This window comes from Polynucleobacter sp. CS-Odin-A6 (assembly GCF_018882095.1).
In the GTDB taxonomy this organism is placed as follows: Bacteria; Pseudomonadota; Gammaproteobacteria; order Burkholderiales; family Burkholderiaceae; genus Polynucleobacter.
In genome coordinates this window covers 375,942-401,602 of the sequence record NZ_JACVPD010000001.1, presented here as the reverse complement: position 1 = coordinate 401,602, position 25,661 = coordinate 375,942, and the positions used below count along the sequence as shown (strand labels likewise).

26 protein-coding genes are annotated in these 25,661 nt (G+C 41.8%); 8 read left to right on the top strand and 18 right to left on the bottom strand.

Translation table 11 applies throughout. The annotated features are described in order from the left end of the window. Positions 1-346 precede the first annotated feature (346 nt). Complete coding sequence (locus ICN15_RS01995; protein WP_216200903.1) at positions 347-1,615, bottom strand: amidohydrolase family protein; 1,269 nt, start codon at positions 1,613-1,615, stop codon at positions 347-349. Positions 1,616-2,042: 427 nt separating this feature from the next. Here ICN15_RS01995 and ICN15_RS01990 point away from each other — a divergent pair, with 427 nt between their 5' ends. After that, positions 2,043-3,047 (top strand): 2-hydroxyacid dehydrogenase, encoded by a 1,005-nt coding sequence (locus ICN15_RS01990; RefSeq protein ID WP_216200901.1) that lies wholly within the window; start codon positions 2,043-2,045, stop codon positions 3,045-3,047. Positions 3,048-3,074: 27 nt separating this feature from the next. Here the strand turns inward: ICN15_RS01990 and ICN15_RS01985 are convergent, their stop codons facing one another. The 4 genes from ICN15_RS01985 to ICN15_RS01970 form a co-directional block, all read right to left on the bottom strand. Next, complete coding sequence (locus ICN15_RS01985) at positions 3,075-3,833, bottom strand: class II aldolase/adducin family protein (RefSeq protein WP_216200899.1); 759 nt, start codon at positions 3,831-3,833, stop codon at positions 3,075-3,077. 7 nt (positions 3,834-3,840) lie between these two features. Further along, positions 3,841-4,761 (bottom strand): tripartite tricarboxylate transporter substrate binding protein, encoded by a 921-nt coding sequence (locus ICN15_RS01980; RefSeq protein ID WP_216200897.1) that lies wholly within the window; start codon positions 4,759-4,761, stop codon positions 3,841-3,843. Positions 4,762-4,848: 87 nt separating this feature from the next. After that, on the bottom strand, positions 4,849-5,892 hold the full coding sequence (locus ICN15_RS01975; RefSeq protein WP_216200896.1) for an alpha/beta hydrolase: 1,044 nt from the start codon (positions 5,890-5,892) through the stop codon (positions 4,849-4,851). A 129-nt stretch (positions 5,893-6,021) separates the two neighbouring features. After that, positions 6,022-6,462, bottom strand: a complete 441-nt coding sequence (locus ICN15_RS01970) for a cupin domain-containing protein (protein ID WP_216200894.1) — start codon at positions 6,460-6,462, stop codon at positions 6,022-6,024. Positions 6,463-6,669: 207 nt separating this feature from the next. On the opposite strand from ICN15_RS01970, the gene ICN15_RS01965 reads away from it, so the two are divergent. Together ICN15_RS01965 and ICN15_RS10950 are read left to right on the top strand one after the other, a co-directional pair. Continuing rightward, positions 6,670-7,278: a hypothetical protein gene (locus ICN15_RS01965; RefSeq protein ID WP_216200892.1), complete on the top strand. Its 609-nt coding sequence runs from the start codon at positions 6,670-6,672 to the stop codon at positions 7,276-7,278. Positions 7,279-7,288: 10 nt separating this feature from the next. Further along, on the top strand, positions 7,289-8,380 hold the full coding sequence (locus ICN15_RS10950; protein WP_216200890.1) for a hypothetical protein: 1,092 nt from the start codon (positions 7,289-7,291) through the stop codon (positions 8,378-8,380). A 9-nt stretch (positions 8,381-8,389) separates the two neighbouring features. Here the strand turns inward: ICN15_RS10950 and ICN15_RS01955 are convergent, their stop codons facing one another. Continuing rightward, positions 8,390-9,598, bottom strand: coding sequence for a serine hydrolase (locus tag ICN15_RS01955; protein ID WP_216200888.1), 1,209 nt, complete (start codon positions 9,596-9,598; stop codon positions 8,390-8,392). Between the two features lie 365 nt (positions 9,599-9,963). Here ICN15_RS01955 and ICN15_RS01950 point away from each other — a divergent pair, with 365 nt between their 5' ends. Then, entirely contained in the window at positions 9,964-11,016 is a 1,053-nt protein-coding gene (locus ICN15_RS01950) for an asparaginase (protein ID WP_216200886.1), read from the top strand. A 108-nt stretch (positions 11,017-11,124) separates the two neighbouring features. Here ICN15_RS01950 and ICN15_RS01945 read toward each other — a convergent pair whose 3' ends face one another. The 3 genes from ICN15_RS01945 to ICN15_RS01935 form a co-directional block, all read right to left on the bottom strand. Continuing rightward, positions 11,125-12,102, bottom strand: a complete 978-nt coding sequence (locus ICN15_RS01945; protein WP_216200884.1) for a tripartite tricarboxylate transporter substrate binding protein — start codon at positions 12,100-12,102, stop codon at positions 11,125-11,127. A gap of 19 nt (positions 12,103-12,121) precedes the next feature. Further along, positions 12,122-12,997: an oxaloacetate decarboxylase gene (locus ICN15_RS01940; protein WP_216200882.1), complete on the bottom strand. Its 876-nt coding sequence runs from the start codon at positions 12,995-12,997 to the stop codon at positions 12,122-12,124. A gap of 289 nt (positions 12,998-13,286) precedes the next feature. Next, complete coding sequence (locus tag ICN15_RS01935; protein WP_216200880.1) at positions 13,287-13,529, bottom strand: hypothetical protein; 243 nt, start codon at positions 13,527-13,529, stop codon at positions 13,287-13,289. A gap of 296 nt (positions 13,530-13,825) precedes the next feature. On the opposite strand from ICN15_RS01935, the gene ICN15_RS01930 reads away from it, so the two are divergent. Next, positions 13,826-13,993, top strand: coding sequence for a hypothetical protein (locus tag ICN15_RS01930; protein ID WP_216200879.1), 168 nt, complete (start codon positions 13,826-13,828; stop codon positions 13,991-13,993). Between the two features lie 28 nt (positions 13,994-14,021). Here ICN15_RS01930 and lplT read toward each other — a convergent pair whose 3' ends face one another. Then, a complete protein-coding gene (lplT, locus tag ICN15_RS01925; protein ID WP_216200877.1) occupies positions 14,022-15,335 on the bottom strand; it encodes a lysophospholipid transporter LplT in 1,314 nt (437 codons plus the stop codon). After that, on the bottom strand, positions 15,332-16,570 hold the full coding sequence (locus ICN15_RS01920; RefSeq protein WP_216200875.1) for a glycosyltransferase family 1 protein: 1,239 nt from the start codon (positions 16,568-16,570) through the stop codon (positions 15,332-15,334). Before ICN15_RS01920 ends, lplT begins: the two co-directional genes overlap by 4 nt. A gap of 148 nt (positions 16,571-16,718) precedes the next feature. Here ICN15_RS01920 and ICN15_RS01915 point away from each other — a divergent pair, with 148 nt between their 5' ends. Beyond that, the gene (locus ICN15_RS01915; protein WP_216200873.1) at positions 16,719-17,360 is read left to right on the top strand and encodes a hypothetical protein; all 642 of its coding nucleotides are present in this window, start codon (positions 16,719-16,721) and stop codon (positions 17,358-17,360) included. 19 nt (positions 17,361-17,379) lie between these two features. Here the strand turns inward: ICN15_RS01915 and ICN15_RS01910 are convergent, their stop codons facing one another. Further along, complete coding sequence (locus ICN15_RS01910; protein WP_216200871.1) at positions 17,380-19,032, bottom strand: aminotransferase class III-fold pyridoxal phosphate-dependent enzyme; 1,653 nt, start codon at positions 19,030-19,032, stop codon at positions 17,380-17,382. A gap of 54 nt (positions 19,033-19,086) precedes the next feature. Here ICN15_RS01910 and asd point away from each other — a divergent pair, with 54 nt between their 5' ends. After that, positions 19,087-19,992, top strand: coding sequence for an archaetidylserine decarboxylase (asd, locus tag ICN15_RS01905; protein WP_216200869.1), 906 nt, complete (start codon positions 19,087-19,089; stop codon positions 19,990-19,992). On the opposite strand, the gene ICN15_RS01900 is transcribed toward asd, so the two are convergent. The 3 genes from ICN15_RS01900 to ICN15_RS01890 form a co-directional block, all read right to left on the bottom strand. Further along, positions 19,978-20,634, bottom strand: a complete 657-nt coding sequence (locus ICN15_RS01900) for an SRPBCC family protein (protein WP_216200867.1) — start codon at positions 20,632-20,634, stop codon at positions 19,978-19,980. The genes asd and ICN15_RS01900 overlap by 15 nt on opposite strands. Before the next feature lie 162 nt (positions 20,635-20,796). Next, positions 20,797-22,410, bottom strand: a complete 1,614-nt coding sequence (locus ICN15_RS01895) for an FMN-binding glutamate synthase family protein (protein ID WP_216200866.1) — start codon at positions 22,408-22,410, stop codon at positions 20,797-20,799. Positions 22,411-22,917: 507 nt separating this feature from the next. After that, complete coding sequence (locus ICN15_RS01890; RefSeq protein WP_255532829.1) at positions 22,918-23,280, bottom strand: helix-turn-helix domain-containing protein; 363 nt, start codon at positions 23,278-23,280, stop codon at positions 22,918-22,920. Between the two features lie 76 nt (positions 23,281-23,356). Between ICN15_RS01890 and ICN15_RS01885 the strand changes: the two genes are divergently transcribed. After that, positions 23,357-23,917, top strand: coding sequence for a hypothetical protein (locus tag ICN15_RS01885; protein ID WP_216862769.1), 561 nt, complete (start codon positions 23,357-23,359; stop codon positions 23,915-23,917). A 406-nt stretch (positions 23,918-24,323) separates the two neighbouring features. Here the strand turns inward: ICN15_RS01885 and ICN15_RS01880 are convergent, their stop codons facing one another. The 3 genes from ICN15_RS01880 to cynS form a co-directional block, all read right to left on the bottom strand. Next, positions 24,324-24,692: a sirohydrochlorin chelatase gene (locus tag ICN15_RS01880; protein ID WP_216200864.1), complete on the bottom strand. Its 369-nt coding sequence runs from the start codon at positions 24,690-24,692 to the stop codon at positions 24,324-24,326. Position 24,693: 1 nt separating this feature from the next. Further along, positions 24,694-25,125, bottom strand: a complete 432-nt coding sequence (locus ICN15_RS01875; protein WP_216200862.1) for a PAS domain S-box protein — start codon at positions 25,123-25,125, stop codon at positions 24,694-24,696. Positions 25,126-25,212: 87 nt separating this feature from the next. Then, positions 25,213-25,656, bottom strand: a complete 444-nt coding sequence (cynS, locus tag ICN15_RS01870) for a cyanase (protein WP_216200860.1) — start codon at positions 25,654-25,656, stop codon at positions 25,213-25,215. Between the last annotated feature and the right edge of the window lie 5 nt (positions 25,657-25,661).

Sequence of the window (25,661 nt, the reverse complement as noted above, 5' to 3'; positions counted from 1 at the left end):
TAAAGATGGGCCTGGTAGGCGTAAGCAGTATAAGGGTTAAATAGGGATAACGATTTTTTTGCTGTGCAGCATTTTTAATAAAGATGCTTATTTTTAGCTTTAAATGGGGATTCGATGAATTGCGTTTTCAAGCCGCTCTCTTTGACACCAAATTAATGCTCAAAAAAGGCTCTTTTGCCCTAACTCCCTAGCCCCTTTCCAGCTCCAGTTTAGGTAACTTGGAGCATTACTTAAAGTAACTAGCGACCCTCAAATGACAAATTCCCGGCATTTCTGATGCGAATTGGCTTTTGAGTGATCGCCAGTTATCAGTAGGGCGCTGCGGACTTGAATTTATCCATTTTGGCTAATAACCAAATGGCGATACATAAGGGCGCCCAAATGGTCGACCAGCACGAATAGTTTGGACAGGCACGAGGCTGTACATACCTGGTCGTTTATTACCTCGGGTATCTAACCATTCAACTGGCTTTTCTACCAAATCTAAAATTGAAATATCGGCGGCGGCATTTTTCTTCAATGTGCCCAACAAAGGATCGCGATTGATAATGACTCCAGGCCTATTTGTTGTCATGGCAATGACTTCATTTAAGCTAAATCCTAAAGTTAAAAACTTACTCATCACGTTAGGAAGGTAGGGAACGCTAGGAGAATTACCACTAAACGCATGTATGTCACTAGAAATCGTATCCGGTATTAAACCCTGCTGAATAGCAGGCTCAGCGATCGTGAAATCAAAACTACCCCCGCCGTGACCAACATCAATAATGACCCCACGCTTTTTAGCCTCTAGAGCCGCTAAGATTAACTTTCCATTTTGAACGGTATTATTTCCTGCACCACTGTACGCATGCGTAAGGATGTCACCTGGCCTCAGAAGATCTAATAAAGCGCCAAGATCTCCTGGGGCATTTCCGATATGACACATCACACGCGCACCCTTTACGCCTGAGCGCTCGGCAGCCATCCTCGCCCTCCGGAGAGGCTCGATACCATTCTCACCCACCACATCAAGCGTTTCCCTCACCTTCACTCCAAGTACAATATCTGGGTTCTCATTCACCACTCTTGCAGCAAGATCAATATTGGCATAATCAATATTTTTCATTTCACCTATTGGATATCCAGCCAATCCAATAGAAGAAATATGTACAAACGCGAACATACGACTTCTGGCCTGAGCCTGAATGAAGTGCTTAAAGGCAGAAAAGTTATTGCCACCAGCATCGCCAGCGCTAACGTAAGTAGTGGTAGCAGTAAAAGGCGCTAACTCATCTGCAGGCAAACCAATTGCGGAACCCTGAGGATAGGTGTGCGCATGCAAATCAACTAGACCTGGAGTAATAATTTTTCCACTGGCATTAATTTGCTGAGCTGCCTTATCTCTAGGCAAATCTTTTTGGATATCAACAATACGTCCATTACGGATGCCAATATCCATAATGGAATCTAGATTTTGGGATGGATCTATTACCCGGGCGCCAGTCACCAATAAATCATACCCACCCGGGGCTGATAATCCTTGTTGCGCAAGACTGGGACCTACAGCACCAATAATGGGAAGTGATGCCACTCCAATGGAGTATTGCAGTAATTTTCTTCTTTTATGATCCATGACTAACCCCCAGAGATTAAATTGTGATTCATGCACTTACTTAAACCAGTTATTTGTAATATATATCAACAATTGAATATTACTAAAAGTAGAGCGAAAAAAATGCATCGACTCGAAAGTGAGCGCCTTAATTCTGATGTAGTTAACTGACTGTGAACTAGAAATCTAATGATTTATTCTTTGGGTAAAATCAAGGTTGGATCTCTTCTACAAAAAATTCATCAATGTGTAAGGATTAACCATGAAAGACTTTAGATGATTTAACATTAACTTGAAATAAATCAAGTAAAAAAATAAATTTGTTTGAGGCAGACTTCAGAAGGAAAAACATGGGCCAGAAAATTACTCAGGTAAAGCTAGTAACTGGGGCTGCAGAAAAAACGGGAACACGCTTAAACACATTGCAAGACTTGGGCCTGCCTAAACCATGAATCAAAATATTCTGATTGTTGGAGATTATGGAAAGATCTTCCTAGATCCATTAAGCAAAGCGCTCGGGGATAGCTGGACTGTTCAACACTGGACGATTGGGCAATCTAAGTCAAATCTACTAGACTTAGCATCAAAAGCGAGGATTCTGGTCGTAACAGCTGAGCTAGTCTATCTCAAAGATACCCAACTGATTGAGAGCCTTATTAAAGCTGGTAGACAGCTTCAATTGATTCAGGTGCCGTTTTCGGGAATGGAATGGCTGGATAAAGACTGGCTTACAGATGGTTGCAGGGTATGCAATACCAATCAACACTCTGAGCCTATCGCTGAATACGTCATGCTTGGTATTCTAGAGTTTGCAATTCACATGCGCCTTATGGATCGTGAGTTGCGCCAAGGCCGCTGGACTTTCGGCGGATCAATTGTGCGAGGCAAAAAACATAGTGAAATTCAAAATAAAACCATTGGCTTTATAGGCTTCGGTCACATAGCAAAGCGTGTCACCGAATTAGCAACCCCTTTTGGCATGAAATTTCTAGCCATTAGTCGCACTCCCAAAGAAGATCCCAGGTTGGAGTGGTGGAAAGACAGCTCACATCTTGATCAATTGCTTTCTGAGAGTGACTACATATTAATAACCTCCCCTCTAAGCGATAGTACTAGAGACATGATTAATGCACGCACACTCAGAAAAATGAAATCAACTGGTGTCATTATTAATGTAGCCCGGGGTCCGATCATCAATGAAGAGGCGATTTATCAAGCCCTGAAAAACCATCAGATCGGTGGAGCGGTTTTGGATGTCTGGTACCAATACGCTAGTACTGACAATCTTGAGATGCAGCCATCTGTCTTGCCATTTCATGAGCTCGATAACGTCATCATGACACCTCATACTGCCAGCTGGACGGATGATCTCGATAGAAGACGGATCGAATCGCTCACAAAAAATATCCAAAACTTTATCAATAAAAAACCGCTATTAGAAATTGTTTACTAGCGGTTTTAGAATGATTGAGGTATTGACCTACACCTTATAGCTAGGATCCAGTTTTTCGACAATACGTAGCATTGCCGGCCACTCCATTTCACCAAAAGGTCTTCTGACATGAGGCTGATAAAGATGGTGAGTTTTCTCAATGACTTCTATTGGTGGCATAGTGAGTTTTACCCCAGCAGAGAGTGCATCAACCTGGGCTTTGCAAGCCATCTCTAACCAATATAGGGTGTTGAATGCTTGAGCTATGCTAGGTCCAACCGCTAGTAAGCCATGATTTCGTAAGATCATCGCCGTTTGATCGCCTAAGTCCGCTACTAAACGAGATTGCTCATCTAGATCAATCGCAACGCTTTCGTAGTCATGATAAGGAATGCCATAGAAACGCATTGAAGTCTGAGTCATTGGTAAAAGGCCACACTCCATTGCAGAGACTGCCATTCCAGCTCGGGTATGAGTATGGATGACGCAGCTGACATCCCCTCTTGCACGGTGCACCGCACTATGAATCACATAGCCAGCCTGATTAATACCAAAATCAGGATTCGGGTTATAGATTATTTCACCTTCCAAATTAATGGTAACTAAATTAGAGGCGGTCACTTCGTTGTACATCAATCCATATGGATTAATTAAAATCAAGTCATCTTTACTATCGGGAATTCTGGCAGTGATATGGTTATAGATTAGATCACTCATGCCAAAATGAGCCACAAGCCTGTAACAAGCAGCTAAATCAATTCGAGCCTGTCGTTCTTCAGCCGTGACAACATAGTTACTCCTAGACATTACCCCATTACTCCATCGGTTTGATATTGAACTCACGAATCAGCTTACCCGTATTTTCGTTATCATTTTTAATAAACAGAGCAAATTCACCAGCATTGGTAGACATGCGCACCTCTGCTCCGCTCTTTGCTAATTTTGCACGTGTTTCAGGCTCCTGCAAGATTGAGTTGATTTCGTTCAATAAGGTTTTTTGAATTGCAGGAGGCAAACCTAGTGGGCCAAAGAGACCCAACCATGCACCAATCTCAAAACCAGCAAAACCTTGCTCAGCTACCGTTGGTATTTCTGGCGCAAGCTCTGTTCTCTTCAGAGTGGATACCGCCAAGGGCTTTAACTTACCAGCCCTGACCATAGCAATACTAGAAGAGAGAGTATCAAAGGTTACTGGCAATTGTCCGCCGATAACATCGGCTTGAGCTTGACTACTCCCCTTGTATGGTATTTGGGTCATGTCGACACCAGCACGCTTAGCCAAGACCGACATCACTAGATTGCTTGTTGCACCATTACCTGTAGATCCATAACTCACTGGAGTTGGGCTTTTTTGTGCATTAGATAAAAATTGTTGCAAAGTATTTGCAGGATCGCTTGGATTAACTACCATCAGATAAGGTAGCCACACCAACATCCCAATCGGTGTGAAATCTGTCAATGGGTTATAAGTAAGATTTTTATAGATATGTGGATTGATCGACATCGGCGCGGATGCGCTAACCAAGAGGGTATATCCGTCTGGCTTCGCTTTTGCTGCAATGCCTGCTCCAATGCTTCCTGCAACACCCACCTTGTTGTCTACTAAAAATTGCTGACCCATTCTTTGAGAAAGGCGATCAGCAACAATACGCGTCACAGTATCAGTACCCGTTCCCGGCGGAAAGCCGATAATAATTGTGACAGGTCTATCTGGATAAGCTGATAAAGCCAGCACAGAATAATTTATTAAAAAGACAGCTCCAAAAAACTGAATAAAGAATTTCAATATCACGAAGCCTCCGGGTGAATGATAGGTTAACGCTTATTTCTCAGGCTTAAATGTACTATCCAAAAATTCTTGCACCCCAGAGAACATCAGCATGCGATTTTTCTCCATGATGATGGTATGAGTGCCTTCACTGATTTGCAGCATAATTTTGTAAGGAGCGTTCTCTAGCTTAGTAAAATACTCATACATCATGTAGCTGGGCAAGTCTGCATCCCACTCCGCATGAACCAGCATGACTGGGACGCGAATATCCTTAGGCTCATAAACCGGAATACCTGCAGTCCAGAATTCTCGGGCATCCTGAACGGTGCCATTCGGTGCACGGAGTTTTTTAGGGTTTTGATTTCTCCCCCATGGATCCGTGTCAAATGTTGCTGCAGCCCATTTCTCAAACCAACCATCTGGAATTAAAGTAGCCTTCGCACTTTCGGGCACACCAGTTAACCAACGCCCTTTGGCATCAGAAACTGAAGCCACTCGATAGGCGCCTAATGAGCCACCTTTATCTGTTAATGGTGCACCGCCCTGACGAAGCCATTGCGGCGCATATAAAACAAGCTTATTCACCTTTTGATTATTTTCAGCAGTGTACTTACCCATAATGGTTGTCCCCCAGGACCAGCCGAGTAAATTCAACTTATTAATATTACGTTTTTTAAGAATGTAATCTACAGCACTAGATACATCGCTAACCGCAACATTTGTTCGTACTATTGGTGGATTCTGGTCTGCAGGTTGATCCATCTCCGGGGGGCGAGTAGATTTTCCGTAGCCACGCAAATCTACCAACCAAACGTCGTACCCTCTAGCGGCAATGTATTCCATCCAAGAAGTGCCGCCTAAAGATAAGTCAAAAGCAGTTTCTGACGGATAGGTTGAGCCATGCACATACAGCAATGTCTTTTCTGGAGAAAACTTTTTCATTCCCGCTGCATGTTTATTGCGTACATAAAGAGAGATACCAGGGGTATCACTCTGAATCATGTATTCATTCATCTCAATTTTTCCGGCAGCAAAGGCTTGGGAAAAACCCAAGAACGCGAGCAGGCCTAGAAAGAGCTGTTTGCTCATTTTCATTTTTGTCTCCTAGAAATTTTTTTATTAGATAAAAATCGTTACAACTTTACCGGTGAGCTATATTTAGGCCTTCAGGATTGGCTCTCCTGTTCCATATAGGCACATCAGAATCAGCTGAGGACTCACTAGTCAGTTGAGCTTACGGGGAGAGCCAAACCGACCCTCCTTTGGATAAATGCTAGTGGTTGAAACAGGGCCCATCCCAATAATCTGTATCTCTGTTGCACCTTTGATAGCTCCATCAAAATGAACTACCCCAGCAGGATGAAACATCATGCTACCTGCAGGTAAACCAACGGTGGTAGCAGGATCCCAACTTGCGTCAGTACCCGCATGCCAAGTGCCCTTGATGACTGTGACAAAACGATCCTCAGAGTGAAAATGGGGGGTACTCATGATGCCATCTGGAAATATATTTCTAACAACATACATTCCGGGTTTGCTTGGATCACCATAGAGCACTGTTGATTTAACCCCAGCTGGGGCATCTCCCCAAACGATTTGATCTGGTTTAACGAGCACAAACTCTTTTGCAGTTGTTTGGGCTTGTACTAAAAAGGTAAAAGTCATGAGACATGCAATAACGAGAAATGATTTTGGTATGCCGTAAAGTTTCATAAGCGCCTCTGAGTGTGATTTTTTACCTATTGATATGAATCAAAATCTAACACGCTCACTAAGAAAGCACCCTAAGGGATAACCCGAAATCACCTATTTAAGAGGCTATTTGAGAGTAAGCTCTTTCAAAAATAATAATCAAGAAAACAAGGAGACAGCATGAGATATTTTTATAGCATTGCCTCATTTTTTATATGCACCTCACTGGCAGCACAGCCTAAAGTAAATCCTACGGACCCACAGCCAACTTGTTATATGTGTCCCGGAACATTCATAACCGTAGATGAGTTAAATGCCTACACCAAAAAAGCGGTCCAGGAAGGTCATATTGACCAACAGGTACGGGATATCGATATTGGGAAAGCAAGGGTAGGAATCGGTATGGTTTATCGTCGCAAGCTTGATGCCCCAAATCCAGACTCCGTAGCAGAACATGATCAAATAAGTGAGGTTTATCACATCATCTCTGGTTCTGGAACTTTGGTACTTGGGCCTGATATCACGAATCGAGAGCGTAGACCAGCCACGCAAAAAACAGTTGTTGAATTCAATGGCCCCGGAAATAATGGGAGCGAAATTTTGAATGGAATCACACGTAATTTAGTAGCAGGAGATGTTGTGGTAATCCCCGCGGGAACAGGACACTGGTTTACTGAAATCCCAGACCATATTAATTACCTTATGATTCGGTTTGATCCAGATAAGGTCACGCCACTGAAGAGTGAAGCGCAGTCACTTAAATATTTATCACAACCAGCTAGTCGCTAAGGAGATTATTGTGCGTCAAATCATTCAACGTAGTTTATTCATCATCATGATAGCAATGAGTTGCAGCGTATTTTCCCAAAGCCAATCTACTGCAAAAGCGCCGCAATATAAAGTAGATCCCAGCTGGCCAAAGGCGTTGCCGAATAACTGGATATTGGGTCAGGTAGCTGGTGTAGCTACCGATCGAAATGATCATGTTTGGATTATTCATCGTCCACTCACGATTACAGATGATGAAAAAGGCGCCACACTAGATCCCAAAAGATCAAAGTGCTGTATTCCTGCTCCTCCTGTTCTTGAATTTGATAAAAAAGGTAATCTACTGCAGGCATGGGGTGGTAACGGCAATGGCTATAACTGGCCAAAAAATGAACATGGAATTTACATCGATCCAAATGGATTTGTTTGGATTGGTGGAAATGATCAAACTGATCACATGATTCTTAAATTCACCCAACAAGGAAAATTTCTCTTACAGATTGGTTCGCCTGGAGCAAGCCTTGGTAGTAACGACACCACTCAACTTGGTCGTCCTGCACACATGAATGTCGATTCCATTGCAAACGAAGTCTATGTTGCTGATGGCTATCTGAATAAACGCGTCATTGTATTTGATTCAACCACAGGGGCTTATAAGCGTCACTGGGGCGCATATGGAAATACGCCAAGTGATGAAAAGATGCCAAATTTCAATCCGACTTCAACACAATTTGCCAACCCAGTACACTGCGTTCGCCTCATGAAAGATAACACTCTATTCGTTTGCGACAGAGCAAATAATCGTGTTCAAGTATTTGAAAAAAATGGAAAATTTATACGTGAAATAGCTTTTGAAACCGAAACCCGAGGCTCAGGATCGGTATGGGATTTAATTCCTTCCGATGCAAGTCAAAAATATATTTTGATTGCTGATGGTACTAATAATGAAGTTACTGTGCTCGTGCGCAATACCGGCCAAAAAGTAGGATCTTTTGGTAGAAGCGGCAGAAATGCTGGTGATTTCCACTGGGTACACAATATCGCGGTTGATTCTGACGGCAGCGTGTACACCACAGAAGTAGATACTGGAAAACGGGCTCAAAAATTTATTCAATCAAAATAAACTGACTAGTTAATTGTTTTTCAAACTTTCTACAACTGCTGCTAAGAAATCCAAGTCATCAATTACTTGTTTTCCAACCGGTTTGGGGCGAGCCCCCAAACCCACAATCACCATATTATTGGCTGGATTAATGTATAGATATTGACCATGAATACCTCTACCCATAAAAACACTCTCATGAATTTTTCCAGCCTCAGGCTTAACTGTCCACCACTGATAGCCATAGCCATTTTTTCCTGTCACGCCTGAAATCGGTTTAGCAGTTCCAGCATCAGCAAGCCATCCCTCTGGAACAATACTTTGCCCGTTTACTTTTGCACCATCCAATATGAATTGACCAAAACGGCCAAAGTCACGCAATGCAGCTAAGATGCCACTTCCCCCGACTTCATGACCCCCTGGAGAATCTAGCCACCACAATCCATTGGCTTGCATACCAACGGGTATCCATATTTTTTTAGACAGGTAGTCAGCAAGGGGCATCTTCGTTGCCGCTTGAACAACCTCCCCAATCAACACTGTTTCACCCGTACTATAGTTAAAGTTCTTGCCAGGCTCCGATGCCTTGGAAAGTGTTTTCATTACATCGAAAATAGCACCTTGCTGATTGCTTGCAATTTGCAATTCCAATAACTTGCGACGGTCAGATGATGGGTCAGTATAAGTTTCATTCCACTTCACTCCAGAAGCCATCATTAATAAATCTCGGACGGAGACCCCCTCATAAGCACTTCCAGAAAGCTGTGGTAAATATTTAGTGACTGGATCATTTAAGTTGCTGATATAGCCATCTTTAATAGCTGCGCCCACTAGTGTCGATACAAATGACTTTGCTACAGACATCGACATCCATTTTGTATTTGGAGTTACCCCGAAATCATAGTGTTCATAAGCAATCTTGCCATCTTTTAGAACTAATAAACCCACCATTCTATTAAGTGCAATGTAATCCGGTAAATCATAGCTTTTACCTTCTGAGATAAATTTCACTGAAGTTAATGGTTGATTACTTTGCAGCAAAGGAGAAGGCTTCCCACCAGCTTTAATTACACGCGTTGGAAATATTCGCTCTGTTTGACTGTAAGTACGAACTGCTTCGTCGGGGTAAAGAGAGCCGTCATAAATATCTCTTGCACCCCCAATACTGGTCTTGGATGGTTGTGCGCCCAACCCAATGGAAAAAAGAATAATGGAGATTGGTAGTAATTTTTTAATCATATAAAGCCTGCTCTAAACGTATAGAAATTACATTATTAGTGAAAATATTAGATATGGCTACATATCGTTTTAGTGGAAACGAGTTAGTAAACATCAAAACCCCCTCTTTTCGGATGAGGGAATTAGGATGTGAACCAGAGTTCAAAGGGAACAGAGCTTGGCCATATGCTACACACTCTGATAGCTTCTGCTTAGTCATTAGGCTTCAATAGCACTTTTAGCCTGAAATTTGGCCTGCGCACCTAGGATATAGAGCGCCAATTAAGTGCAAACCCTAAAGTTAAAAGGTAGGTATACATTTAGAACAAGTTTCTAACAAAACCATCAATTATTCTAAAAATACATACAGGGGAGTAAGTACAAAAATGAAATATAAGCACCTAATCATGTTGAGCCTAATTTCTTGCATTCCAATGAAGCAAGTGGCAGCACAAAATCTTCCCATCGTTAAATTTATTGCAACTGGCGGTACGATTGCAATGAAAATCGACCCCGTCAAAAATGCACCAGTTCCTGCCATTAATGGGGATAATTTACTTGCTGCCGCACCAGAGGTTGGCAAATACGCAAAAATTGAAGTGAATAACATTTCCAATGTTCCATCAGACTATATGAATCCTGAGCGCTGGGTGAGTCTAACTAAGGCAGTTCAAGAGGCGTTAGAGCGCTCCGATATATCGGGCGTCATTGTCTCCCATGGAACAGATACCCTCGAAGAGACTGCTTTTTGGCTTGATTTGACGATTAAATCTAATAAGCCCGTTGTGCTAATCGGTGCCCAACGAAATGCATCCGTATCCGATTTTGATGGTCCAAGAAACCTTACCAATGCCGTCCGCATCGTTGTCGATAAACAATCAGAAGGCAAAGGTGTGCTGCTGGCAATGAATAATCAAATTAATTCAGCCAGATACGTTACTAAAACTCACACCGCCAATGTGGAAACATTTAATTCAGGAATTTTTGGAATTATTGGTGAGGTTTATCCTGATCGTATTTTTTATGCCTACAATCCAATTAGACGCCAGTACATCAAGATTAAATCCGACAAAATGCCTACAGTCGATATCGTCCCAATGTACGGTGGTGCAGATGGAATTGCACTCAAGCAAGCTGCAGATCGCGGAGTTGATGGCATAGTTGTTCAAGCTCTAGGAATGGGCAACATGAATGAATCTATGTATGAGGCGGTTAAATACGCCATTTCAAAAAATATTCCTGTTGTCATTTCAACTCGTGTTCTTAATGGCCGAGTCATGGGTAGCTATGGATTTGTTGGTGGAGGCAAAACTACTGTTGATGCAGGGGCAGTAATGGCGGATGACTTACGTGCCCAGAAGGCCAGAATTCTATTGATGCTGCTTTTACAGCAAGGCACTAAGGATCAAAAATCTTTACAACAGGCTTTTGATAAATAAGATCGGAGAGTTATCGCACTCTTTGATTTGGTTTCACTAAGAATGTAAAAATACCAACCCTCGGGTTGGTATTTTTATTTCTGGGGGAGCAATCAATCCATCCTACCTTTATTCAGACTTGATTTGAGAAGCCTTCACAATAGGCGCAAAACGAATAATGTCAGCTTTAATTTGCTCACTAAATTTTTCAGGTGTTCCGGGAGATGCAAAAATACCCATAGATAAGAGCTTTGCTCTTCCTTCCGGAGAATTCAGGATCTCATTTAACGCCTGATTCAGCTTGTTAATAATTGGTTTGGGTGTTTTTGCTGGGGCCAATAATCCAACCCAATCATCAATCACAAAATCTTTAACACCACCCTCTATAAAAGTCGGCACATCAGGCATGCTTGGACTTCGCTTTGCACTGGATACAGCGATAGCTTTAATTCTTCCAGTGGCAACATACTGATTTGCTCCAGCAACCGCTGTATAAACTAATGGGATATTGCCACCCAATAGGTCAAGCAAGGCCTGACCGCCTCCTTTATAAGGAATGTGAACTAAATTTGCGCCTGTTTTTTGCTTAAACAGCTCGCCGGCAATGTGTGGCGTTCCACCGGCGCCTGATGTGCCGTAAGAGAGCCCATTGGGATCTTTTTTGGATATAGCAATAACATCTGCCAAAGTCTTACCTTGAAAATCATTATTTGCTACTAGTATCAAAATAGCATCGCCAATTTTTCCGATTGGAGAAAAATCTTTTGCGCTATCAAATGGAATCTTTTCAAAAAGTGAAGGATTAATCGATAAAGTTCCAGCGTATCCTAATAATAAAGTGTAGCCATCTGGCTCAGCGGTAGCCACCATTTGGGTACCGATGTTCCCTGATGCGCCTGGTTTGTTATCCGAGATGACCTGTTGACCCAATTTTAAAGAAAGTTGTTCTGCAATAAAACGACCCGAGGTATCCGTTACCCCGCCTGGTGTGAATGGAATGATTAAACGAATAGGTCGATTGGGGTAACTGGATTGACTAAAACTGGTCAAAGGAAGAGTTACTGCAAACAAAAAAATAGTGTATAAGAGATAGCGATAAAATTTCATTTCAAGCCTTTAGCTAGTTTTACTTCGTCTCAACAAAACGCTTTTCAAATTCCCAAACATCTTCAAAGCCCATCAGCTTTGATAATTCTCCAAAATCATATAAATCTGCTGGATTATTAATTGATGATCCAGAATCTTTAAAGTGCTCGTAGACCTTGGTCATGGCCTGAACGGAAGCAAGTAAAGCGGTTACTGGAAAAATAGCAATCTTGTAACCTAATTGCTCTAACTCTGTCTTCGAGAGAACTGGTGTCCTACCCTTTTCTACCATATTAGCAACTAAAGGATGATTAGGAAATGCCTTGCCAATGAGCCTCATTTCCTCTTGAGTTTCTGGAGATTCAATAAATAAAATATCTGCACCCGCTCGAGCGTAGGCTTCACCACGTCTTAGCGCTTCATCTAAACCCAATGTCGTTCTGGCATCCGTTCTAGCAATGATTTTGAATTTAGGATCTGTGCGCGACGCAACTGCAACCTCAATCTTCTTGACCATATCCTCCGCCGGAATGACTCTTCGACCAGGTGTATGACCACATTTTTTCGGAAACTCTTGATCTTCTAGCTGAATTGCAACAGCTCCAGCAGCTTCATAACCTCGAACAGTGTGACGTACATTTAATAAGCCGCCATACCCAGTATCTCCATCTGCTATTAATGGAGTCTTAGCTATTCCGGCCATTGTAGTAACCCTACCAACCATCTCAGTATAGGTCGCTAAACCTGCGTCTGGGAGGCCAAGTAATGAAGCAACAGCTCCATAGCCCGTCATATAGAGTGCGTCGAAATTCATGCGATCAGCCAGCCGTAACGAAACCATCTCATAGACTCCCGGCGCAACTATTAATCCAGGACTACTGAGTCGCTGATTAAATAAATCTCTTTGAGTGGTCATATATCTCCTGATTTTTTATATTTTAACTATTTCTAAGACTATTCTTTGCATTGTTCAGCATTGTCAATTTTTAAAAGAATAGATTTAGACCTAATATAAATCAAAAATTCAGCGTTACTTAAAGCACCCCTCAAAAGACAAAACGCCCACCATTGTTGATGTGCATTTGTTTTTGGTGGGCCCAACAGGAATCAGGGGCTTATGCTCCCTATTTTTCAATCTGTGCGCTTTTATGTGGCGGATTCAAAGAAAAAAGACATCCGAATCCTGGCAGTATTGCTAATAAACATTAACTTTCCTTGATAAGCTCCAACTCAAGTAAAAGAATTGATTCGGCATCTGCTAACTCTGCATATTCCACTGCATTCATTTGATCATCAAAAGAGAGTTGAGCAAAGCGCTCAGCCACTTCGAAATTGTTTTCCCTGAAGTTATCTAGCGCCAATAATTGGTTCCACGCCGCTTTTTGAAAATGCTCGGCAGCCATTCTTCTCAGATTAATAATTTTGTCATTTAAATTCTGATCTGACATTACGGGTCTCCTTCAATTGATTATCAATCTCGACCGCTATGCTCAACCTTTCATATGACATCTCGATGAATTTTCTATTGCATTCCTTGTCATATTTGAGATCTATTGATCAAACCCCCATAGGCTAATTTCACTTCGTAAAATCCATAGAAATATTTTAAGAAACGATAGACATGTCATTAAAGACATAAGAGAATTTAAGCGGTTTTTGAATAAAAAAGTGAAGTAGTTAATAACCACATTAATGCACTTACTTTTTAAATGCTTGGGTTACAAACCTGAACACATTGGAGGGAATGATGAATGACCGCCGTTATGCTACAGAAGATGACGAATATTTCGATCTGTACACCAACTCACTAACGCACGATTTATTAAAAGAAAGACTCATATGGCAACATCAAGTTTGCAAACAAATCGACTTGGAATACGAATTTATCGATGATGATCTTGAATCTTGCTGATGCTGTTAAAAATGGATCACTCTTAAAGCTAGTTAGCGGTGTTGTTGACCAAATTTAGATCCTCGCCTTCAGCTTTAGAATTTCCATACATAATGAACAGCATAGACAGAAAAACAAATAGGCCAAATCCAATAATGATTAGAGTCAAGCTAAGATTGAGCCACAGTAGCACGGAGTAGATGAACAGCATGACTAAAATAGAGATGTTTTCACTAAAACCCTGTACGGCAATAGATTGGCCGGTAGACATCAAGGCATATCCTCGGTACTGTAATAAGGCATTCATTGGAACCACAAAATAACCTGATAACCAACCCAATAAGATCAATAAGCAATAGGCAGGTAATTCGTTCAACACTATCTTGATGAAATCAACTTGGACGAGAATCGTTGGTGGCAGTAGTTCGTTGTTGTACATACCAATTAAACAAACTACCAAACCCATTAGCGCTCCGTAAGGCAATACATTAGTAGAATTCTGCAGAGACACTCTACAGGCCGCATAAACCGCTCCCAAAGCCACACCGATAGCAGAAATAGCTTGTAGAGCTGCACTTTGAGCAAGATTCATACCTAAAGCATACTCAGCCCATTTCAACATGATAAATTGGAGCGTTGCCCCAGCACCCCAAAATAATGTGGTGACTATTAGGGAGATTTTGCCAAGTCGGTCAAGCCACAAGTTCCTAAAACAATTTGAGAAATTGTTTAGCAAATCACCACAATTTAGAGTCAATTTTTGATAACGAGTCCCAAAATTCAATAGCGGTACATTCAAGATGGCAGCGATTAGGTAAATAATCGAAATGAGATGGATTGCAATATCCCCAGATGATTGGATATGACTCATGAATAATTCTGAATTCTGCTGTAATAATATTTGATACAAATAATCACTAATTAGGAATCCCCCCAATAGTGTTCCAAAAATAATAGAGGCGATGATGAGACCCTCCATCCAGCCATTCGCCGCAACCAACTTATCTTTTGGCAATAATTCAGTCAAGATTCCATACTTTGCAGGTGCATACAAAGCTGCTCCAACTCCCACGATGCCATACCCCAATAAAGGGTGTGTTCCAAAAAGAATTAAGCTGCATCCACATACCTTTAGCAGGTTGGAAATCAGCATGACTTGACCCTTAGGTCGCGAATCTGCGAATGCCCCAACAAATGGAGCAAAAAGAACATAAGGAACTACAAATGAAATTTTGAGCAATGGCGAAACCCAATCAGGCTCCTGCATCGCAACTAAGAGCGCAATTGACACTATGAGTAATGCGTTGTCTGCTAGTGAAGATAGGAATTGTGAAATCGCTACTGTATAGAAAGTACGATTCATTGCTTGATAAGCATTTCACTCAAATTAATTGAGGGTGATAATGCATCTTCTGCAGACGAATTTACTATTAAATCCTGATAATTATCTTCAAGATTTTTAGTGATTTTATTCCACGAAATATCCAAGGTAGTCTTTCTTGCATTGATTTTTAATTTTTCAAGATCAAAGTCATTCCTCGCCATTTCAAGACTATGCGTAATAAAAGAGCCGGCATCCTCTGGGTTAGCCAAGAGACCATTTTCACCATGACTAATATATTGCTTAGCCGCTGCGTAGTCATAGGCCAAGACAGCTAAACCACTAGCCATTGCCTCTAGCGTCACGTTCCCAAAGGTTTCGCTTAGGCTAGAAAATAAAAAGATATCGCCACTTGCGTAATGCGCTGCAAGACTATGATCAACCTGCACTCCAGTGAAGATGCTATTGGGGCAACTTAACTCCAATGCACCTCTTTGAGGGCCATCACCAACCCACACCATCTTCAGATTTGGATTTTGCTGCGACATCGCCTTAAATGCATCTAAAGTCATTTGCAAATTTTTCTCGGATGCGAGTCTGCCGACATACAGCACTACTTTTTCATGCTCTCTTACTCCCCAGCTACCCCTTAAGTCTTGGCAGCGCTTTGATGGGTGAAATAATTGCGTATCAATGCCTCGTGCTAATACTCTGATTCTTTCGAATCCTTGACTCAATAGCTGATTTTTGAGTGCTTGGGTTGGCACCATAGTGAAGTTACTTTTGTTATGAAAGTAACGCATGTATCTCTGAATTGGACTTTTCAGCCAGCTCAACCCATAGTGAGCCGAGTAAGCATCAAAGTTGGTTCGAAAATCCGAACAAACAGGAATGCCTAATTTTTTAGCCGCCTCTAGAGCCGAGCGTCCAAGAGGTCCTTCAGTAACAATATGGACAAGATTGGGTCTGTCTGATGACCATTTTTTTAACAATCTATTTTTTTGGGGTATTCCAATCTTTAAAGAGCTGTAACCTGGAATCGGAATTCCCAAAGTCAGAACTTCTCGGAATCTAGATTCACTTTTAGGGCTATCTTTTAAGCCTTGGCGAGGTCTGACAAGCGTAATATCATGGCCCAGCTCTAGCAAACCGTTAATAAAACGAGCGACTGTACTAGCTACCCCATTTACCTCTGGAGGATATGTTTCAGTAACGATAGCTATCTTCAAAGCGTGATTAAGATCATTGTTTAGATTTTCTTCGAATAGTACAGTCATAAGTACTGAGTATTCTTGAGAAAAGTAACAGTTTTATGACAATGTAAATCTAGGTTTGACATAAATTTGTCATAAAAAAATTGTAAATATAGGTGGCATTCACAAAATTGTAATTTTTAAACACCAATTATTTGCATGGGATCCAAAATTGATTCATTTTCTTGAAACTCTAAAAAAACAACGCTGGGATGATCATCGCTATTATCACCACAGCCGTATCAACCAATCTTTACACTTGGTAAGTGCATTGAGCTTCTTGACGGCCTATTTTTTACTATTTACCGATCCCATTGCCGCTTCACTATTAGCCTGGCTAGTGGCGATGACAACCCGTCAAAGCGGGCATTTCTTTTTTGAGCCTAAAGGATACGATGAGGTCAATCGTGCCACTCATGAATATAAAGAAGAAATTAAGGTTGGCTATAACTTGAATAGAAAAATAGTACTCCTGGTCATTTGGGCTGCAATTCCAGTCTTGGTTTACGCCAACCCAGTTTTCCTACAAAAATTTGTAGCCTTAAACACCTTCACCAATACTGAAGGCTTTATTCGACAAACGGGTCTTTTATGGCTTTGGCTTGGAGTTGGTGGAGTACTTTTTCGCACAGTCCATCTGTTCTTCATTCACGATGTTGAAGCTGCCTTTGCTTGGATGACTAAGATCATTACGGATCCTTTTCATGATGCAAAAATCTATGCCACTTCCCCGCTCTATTTACTGCGTGGACAGCTTATCGACCCAATGAATCAAGCGGTTGAGCTAGATGAAAACCTAAGTTCCGTAAAGTAATACAGAGACCTCTTGCTACTTAGGTTTTCTTACTGAAAAGCATTTCTTTAAGGATTTGGCGTTTAATTGATTTATTGCTGTGGCCATTGCCATTCCACCACCAGGCATCTTGTTTCATTAATTGGGCTGCAGCAATAAAACGCTCTTGTACAACCAGCATGTCCTCGTCTGTATAGTTCAGGCTAAAAATAAATCTTCCTGTACCGATCCAGCTTAAAGCTAAGCCTTGCGCTTTTAAGTAGTACTGAAGCATCCAGTTATAGCGACTGGGTTCCGTGAAATAGACAGTCCAAATACTCGACATGTTCGCCACTCTGACTGGTAAATCCAGCTCAAGCAGCCGCTCATTCAGACGCTCAGCACGTTGATCCCATATTTGGTCCAAGTCTGAGTACATTTTTTGTATTTCTGGGGCTTCGAGTTGCTCTAAAAAGACTTGCATTGCTCCCATTACATAGGGATGCGAATTAAAGGTTCCCCTTGCGAAGCAAATATCTGCTGGTTTTGTATCTCTAAACCGCTTCATTAAATCACTACGCCCGCAAACTACCCCAATAGGCAAGCCGCCGCCTAAGGTCTTGCCATAAGTCACCATATCAGCACGAACACCGAAATACTCCTGGGCACCACCCTGGGCCAAACGAAATCCCACAAACACTTCATCGAAAATTAAAACAATCCCGTTTTCAGTACAGACATCTCTTAATTGCTTAAGCCACTTGGTATACGCAGCACGGTCAAAATGGCCTTTGCGAGAGCTATCCAAAAGTGAAGAGTCCCCAGGCGCACTTTTATTAGGTTGCAATGCCTGTAATGGATTCACTAAAACGCAGGCAATATTTTTTCTGTTGCGAAGGACGCGTAATGTGTCCTGATCAGCCTCTTTCAGTGTGTAGGTTTCTCTTGGAGGAAGCGGATTGCCAATGCCAGGCTGAACATCCTCCCACCAACCGTGATAAGCGCCATTAAAGCGCACTACATGGCTCCTCTTAGTGTGATAACGGGCCAAACGTACTGCTTGCATCACTGCCTCTGTACCGGACATATGAAAGGATATTTCATCGAGTCCTGAAATCGCTTGTAAGCGCTTTACATTATCTGCAACTAGGGGGTGATAAAAGCCAAGAACAGGGCCTAAATCAGAAACGCGTCTAGCACCTTCTTCAATAGATTTTTTATAAAAGTCATAACCAAGCACATTGACACCGTATGAGCCGGTTAAGTCATAAAAGAGATTGCCATCCAAATCGGTTAATGTCACACCCGAAGACGATTGCATAAAGCTACCCGACTTTAAATGCTCGCTGACTACTTGGGTGAACTGAAAAGGAACTCGGTACTTTGCAGTAAATTGCAAATCGGATATGTTGTGTGCGGCCTGGTTAGTCAGACTTACTGACTTTGGAAAACGCTCTTTATACAGACTTGAGAGACGAGTAAAGCCTGCCTCCCTCAAGGATGCGATATTTTCCGGTGCTCCATCTACTTGAAAAAAGGATTCTCGGCCAAAAGAATAGAAGGGAATTAAGCGTGCCACTCGCTTTGCCATACGAGAATGACCGGTTAAGGAGGGATGCTTTGCCTTAGATAACTGAAGTCTCTGAAAAATCTTACGGGCAATCCACACCCCAAATCCTGCACCGAATATACTTAAAGCGATCTGATTATCCATACAAACCCCAATTCCTGATATATAACACTTTTACTTCATTTATTTGACAAAATTATGTCAGTCAAAAAAACTATCCAAACCATTCTTTCGCAAGAAGATCTCAATTTTCTTCTGACCAATCGAATCCCTCGCAATGCTTTAACCCGCTTTATCGGTTGGTTTAGCCAAATTGAAAACCCACTGGTCGCTTTTATCTCCATCAAAATTTGGCAATTCTTTTCTGCGCTGGATTTATCTGAGGCGAAAGAGCGCCACTTTAAAAGCATGCATGCCTGCTTTACCCGTGAATTAAAACCGAATGCAAGGCCCATCAACCCCGATTTGAATTACTTAGTGAGCCCTTGTGATGCGCTTATAGGCGCATTTGGTCAAGTTAAAAATGGGGCAGTTTTTCAAGCGAAGGGATTTGCTTATCCTTTGGATGACTTGATACCAAACCAGACTCTAGCAAAGAGCTATGAGGGATGCGAATACGTCACCTTAAGACTCACTTCAAGTATGTATCACCGCTTTCATGCTCCTGCAGCAATGCGCATAAGAAAAATAACTTATATTTCAGGCGATACCTGGAATGTCAACCCAATTGCCTTAAAGCGGGTTGAACGGTTATTTTGCAAGAATGAAAGGGCTGTAATCGAGTGTGAGTTAAATCCCATCGGCACATCAAGTGAAGTCTCTGTCCTTACTCTTGTACCTGTAGCTGCGATATTGGTTGCTAGCATTCGCCTTCATTGCCTCAACTTACTGCTTCATTTGAAGTATCAGGGCCCAAATCAAATTGACTGCGATGTTAAGGTCAAGCGAGGTGAAGAGTTAGGCTGGTTTCAGCATGGCTCCACTATTATTGTTTTTGCCCCAAAAAATTATCGACTCTTTTCAAAATTAACGCTTGGCGACCCAATTCGGATGGGAGAGGCTTTATTTGAAACTGTCAATCAGCAGGGGCTATCTGCAGGCTAAGTTGAGAACATCTCGATTGCGCTCCATGCTGGCAGCCATCAACTCAAAAGTTCGTCGAATATTGTTTTTCATAAAATACTCGATTACCCCACTAGGAACAAAAGAGTCAGGCTCCACCACACTAGAATATTTGACCTGAATACCTTTTTCGCTGGGCTGCAATCGCCATGTCCCTGAATAGGATTTACTGTCGCCCTTAGTCTGTAAAAAATTTAAGCCTTGATTAGGTATTTCCGTAAACTCCACTTCAGATCGTAATTGAACCGGAAATAGCATAATGCGCTCCTCAATCAACCTTTCTACAGTCACCTTATTTCCACTCCTTCGGCGAACTTTAGATTCCACAATCCCTGGAATCGTTTTTATATCCTCATAGTCAGTCAAGAAAGCGTAAGCCTCACACTGACTCACCGGGGCCACATAGCTTGCCTGTATATGAAAACCGGATTGAGATTTAGCAACAGTAACCTGTAAATCGTATGGCGATAATTCTGCGCTAGCAAAACAAGGTTGAATGGCGATTAAGCATAATAAAAATGGTGCATTTTTAAACCAGGAATTCCTCGATAAACATGCTTGATTTTGCGAATTGAATTTGCTATTGAAACTCACCTTTTTACTACTTAATTTTGGAGTGAACACGCCATCTTCCTTTGATAACAGTAGGATCAGGCTTTTATCTTCACTCTTTTGTATGACGCCTTTATGAATTCATGAGACCTTTGTAGCACTAAGGGCGTATTAAAAAATTCAAGTACGGCAACTTCACTCCATTCAATTTTCGCCCCTCACTTACGAATGACGTTACCAAACTTCTGGTCTAGCTCTACCCCATGCCTGCTTCAAGAAAGAAAATTCTGCAGTAAATGCAAGTTCTGGAGATTGATTCGTTAGGGAGCCGGCCTCGATGTGCATGAGACTTTTTGAGAAGGGCTGGGCGATACCTCTCTCATCTCTCCTCATAATCAGGTCTGATGTCAGTCCAGCCGTGTGACTTAAGCCAGCAGCCATCAATATTTCAGATAAGGCATGCAGGGTATTCTTGTGATACTGAAATACTCGATCCCCTTTATCAGCTGGTATGAGGGCTCTTTGTCTTAGCTTATTTTGAGTAGCGACCCCCGTAGGACAAAGATCTGTATTACAAGTCCGAGACTGAATACAGCCAATTGCAAACATAAAGCCCCGCGCTGAATTGCACCAATCGGCACCTATAGAGCAAGCCCTCACAATATCAAATGCAGAAATGATTTTTCCAGCAGCTCCAATTCGAATACGATCTCGTAAATTCGCACCAATCAATGTGGTGTGAATTAATCTCAAACTATCTCGCATTGGCATACCAATATGATCAATAAATTCAACTGGAGCTGACCCAGTACCCCCTTCACTACCGTCCACAACAATAAAATCAGGGGTTAACTGACTCTCCATCATCGCTTTTAATATGGCAAACCAATCTTCAGGTTTTCCAACACACAATTTAAAACCAACAGGCTTGCCATTGGATTTTTCTCTGAGCTCAGATATAAATTGAAGCATTTCTATAGGGGTGTTAAAAGCCGTATGTCGACTCGGGGATATGCAATCCACTCCCATTGGAACGCCACGTGTCTCTGCTATTTCAGGGGTGATCTTCGCTGCCGGTAATATTCCTCCATGGCCTGGTTTTGCACCCTGAGATAATTTGATTTCAATCATCTTGATTTGCGGGTCTAAGGCAACCTCAGTAAATTGATTGATGTCAAATTGGCCATCTTCAAAGCGACATCCAAAGTAGCCAGAGCCAATCTCCCAAATGAGATCTCCGTCATGAACTTTGTGATACTTGGATACTGAACCCTCGCCAGTATCCTGAGCAAATCCACCGAGTTTTGCACCTTTATTTAACGCGAGCACCGCATTAGCAGAAAGCGACCCAAAGCTCATGGCCGAAATATTAAATACCGACATTGAATAGGGTTGCGCACAATTGAACTCTCCCACCGTAATACGAAGTGCCTGAGGATCAACCGGCGCTAATAAGGGTGCATTAGAGTAACTTAACCACTCATACCCATCGGCATACACATTTTCAATCGTTCCAAAGGGACGCTGATCAGATAAATTTTTGGAGCGCTGGTAAACCAAAGCCCTCTGATTTCGGGAGAATGGTAGCTTCTCATTATCAGATTCTAGAAAATACTGACGTATCTCTGGACGAATAAACTCCAACCAAAATCGAAGATGTCCAATGATGGGATAGTTGCGCAAAATGGCATGCTTCTTCTGCAATAGATCACTTACCCCTACGATAGCTAAAGCAACGCAGATTGAAAATAGAATCCAAACTTTAATCGTGTCTTCACCTATTAAGATTAAACAGCCGAAAAATAAACTCAGTGCAATCGATAATTGCCAGATAAAGTAACGTGTCATATTTTCCTTGCGATCAAAAGTGAATTGCCTACAATCAATGTTCGAGAGAAGAATACATTACATGAGTTTACTTACACGCCCAGCAGTACAAATAGAAAAACGACTTAGGAATTTCTCCCTAAGTCGTTGATTTCATTGGTGGGCCCACCAGGACTTGAACCTGGGACCAAAGGATTATGAGAGCAGAAGCCCTTAATAGAGCCATATAAACAGGGGCTCTGCGGGTGGTCAGTGTCAGTGTGTAAGCAAATGTGTAAGCAAATTCATGGATTTACTAGAAGCGGTCTCTCACTCTTTGGTTTTCAAAACCAAAGGATTTTTGGAGCAACCATCTAACACTTCGTTGCTCCAAAGTACTTTTCGAGTGATTTGTAAGTGTTACTTAAAGTAACGCTCACTTTTCTGGACAGCAGCTAACGACCCAAAGAAGACGTCCAACAAAAAACCGCCCAGGGGTAGTTTTGGCGTTTCTTAGTATCGACTAGGGTCTAGGATATTTGATCCCACCTAACTGCTTCTAAGTGCTTTTTCTAGGCAAGTAGACAGATACTCGTAATGCTTGATAGCCTTAGTCGTTGGTGTAACAAACCTTCTACGACCATCAGCTTTATCTTCATTTAGCTTTACATAGCCCATCACTACTAAGTTCTTAATGCGCCCATGAAGTGTTGCTTGTGAACCAAGCTCACTTAGAGAGATTAAGTCACCCACCAATAGCTCCTCGCCTTGTGTAGCGGCCACAGTAATTTTATTGAGTAGCTGCTCTTCAATTGCGTCTAGCTTCTTACCCAAATTCATACGATCAAGGCTGTCTAAGCAATTTAAAAAACGGATATAGGCGGTAGGTTTAATAGCTTTCATAAATTTCATTTTACCCCCCCCCCGCAGGGTAAACACCAGCATGCCTTATATTTTTACAAACTATAATAATTTAATGAGATATTTAATGGCTTCCAGCCAAACTCTCTTAGAAGTCACTATTAGCGCCGCTTTGTATATAGGGCTCTTTTACTTCAATCAATATATTACACAGCCTTTTGAAATTGGTATGGGGGTTAATTGGATATTTCTACCTGCTGGCGTACGGATTTTTGTCACACTGATATTTAATTACTCGGGCGCTATAGGTTTAGCCATTGCCTCTTTATTAATCAATCATACTGGCTTTTATGAGCTGGATCTTACATCCACTCTAGGTGTAGCCATTATTTGTGGAATAGCCCCGCTCCTAGGTAGGCTGTTTGTTATTCACAACTTAAAAGTCCAAGCTGATTTGAGCAACATATCGATAAAGCAACTATTGGCAATCATCACCATTTATTCATTGCTAAGTTCTGGCCTTCATCAAATTTGGTTTGTGGCTAGAGACTTGGATTCAGGCAGCTGGAATCATTTCTTAGCAATGTTTTGCGGGGATGTAGTGGGATCAATCTTGTTTGTAGCACTTATCAAATACGGCATTGATCTAGTCAAGGGTCAATTAGGTAGAAATAACTTGATTGAGTAATACCTCCTCCTTGAAGATCACAATCTTTCAGCATTACCATTGAAAATGTGTAGTATTTGCCTACACACTTTTGAACATGCCCAGCGTTACTCTAAGTGACGCTCAAATGACCAAACCTCACGTTTAGTCTCAAAGGCCTTCTTTTTGTGAGATTTAGGTTGGGTTTAGGTTCTCTGGTTATGAGAGCAGAAGCCCATGATAGAGCCATATAAACAGGGGCTCTGCAGGTGGTCAGTGTCGGTGTGTAAGCAAATGTGTAAGCAAATTCAGGGATTTAAAAGAAGTACTGGCTCACTCTTTGGTTTTCAAAACCACAGGATTTTTGGAGCAACCATCTAACACCTCGTTGCTCCAAAGTGGTTTTAAGTGAGTGAGCGTTACTTTAAGTAACGCTCACGCTACCCGTCTATTTAAATAGTGCATTTTCGCTGTAGTTAATTATCGCCTGTAGAACAAGCAGATTCTCCCCTACTGCAGGTGTCGCATTTAAAGAAATATTTGAAAATTCAATCCGACATTCTTCCAAAATTTTAGGGAAGTCATTACGCAAGTGACTCCCTTGTCCAAAAAATACTGGGATAACAGTAATGTCCTTGATACCTTGTGCAATGATTTTTTGGATAGCGCCAGATAAAGAAGGCTGCATCAGCTCTAAGAAAGCGAGCTCTACAGGAGTATTGGGATTCTGTGCTTGCCACAAAGCAGCGAGACGATCAAAAGGTTCACGCCAACGTAAATTACGTGCACCATGGCCGAAAAAAATAATAGCTTTCATATTAAGCCTGAGTACTTTTCTCAAGAGTTGCTAATTTTTCTTTCAGCTTGCGCTCCTCTTGGAATCGCTCTGTTTCATCGCGAATGATGGCTGCAATTGCCATAGGCTGATCTTGATCATCAAAAATCATCGTAACCGAGAAGGCTATTGAAATAGACCTACCATCTTTATGAATTGCTGGAACTCTCAGCAAGGTATTGCCATACTTGGTTTTACCAGTTTCCATCGTATGGAAGTAGCCCTTAGAGTGTCGCTCCCTAAAACGGTCAGGCGTAATAATGCTAAGAGTTTTTCCCAAAGCCTCATCTGAACTATAGCCAAATATGCGCTCAGCAGATGCATTCCAGAACAAGATATTTTCATCACGATCGGAAATAACCACGGCTTCACCAATATGACTTACTAGCGCTTTAAAGTTGATGCTATCCGACATACTTAATCTCTTTTGTTTAGTCATTTATTACTAAGAATACCCCAATAAAAAACCACCCGAAGGTGGCTAACAGGGGAGCTCTGTTAATTAATAAGTCTTATATGAAAGATACTTACCAGAAAGCACGACCTGTACGCGATCGCCCTTCGGGTCTGGCTCACGCTTAATATCCATGGAGAAATCGATCGCACTCATAATGCCATCTCCAAACTCTTCATGAATAAGTTCTTTGATTGTTGTGCCGTAAACACTCACAATCTCATACCAACGATAGATTAATGGATCTGTCGGAACAGCAGTTGGCAAAGAGCCTTTATAAGGAACAATTTGCAACCAAGCCATTTCTTCATCGGTTAATTCGAATAACTTGCCAGCAGCTTCAGCCTGGGCTTTAGTAAAAGTCATTTGGCCTAGGCAGCCCGCAGTAACCCACTCCTTTGACTCGCCAATTGCAGTGGCAATATCACTCCACTTCATGCCTTTACGAACTTTAGCTTCGATAATTTTCTGTGTAACTACTGAACGATCCATCTTTC